Source organism: Leifsonia sp. HAY1-4F (assembly GCF_056755275.1).
Map to the genome: position 1 here is coordinate 1 of NZ_JBNDHX010000496.1, position 246 is coordinate 246.

A 246-nucleotide genomic window follows, 5' to 3' on the forward strand; every position below is an offset into this window, starting at 1 on the left:
GGCGGATGCGGCGAGCATGGTGGGACGGATCGAGGATGCACGCATCACTGCGACGAGCAGGCCGACGAGCGTCCCCAGCAGCATGGACACAGCGGTCAGGACCAGCGTGGGTCCCAGGCCCCGGAGGATGGACTCGGACGTGAAGTACTGAGCGACCACGTTCCACTGATATTTCGGGTTGGTGGTGAGCGAGTAAGCCAGGCCGGCCGCCAGGAGAATGAACACCGCCCAGGAGACGTACTCGAG

The 246-nt window shown here is 64.6% G+C and carries 1 pseudogene; it reads right to left on the minus strand.

Going from position 1 to position 246, the window contains the following annotated elements:
• Window positions 1-225 (minus strand): annotated as a pseudogene (locus ACPYOG_RS20265) (amino acid ABC transporter permease); the annotation flags it as partial.
• Window positions 226-246: the final 21 nt, after the last annotated feature.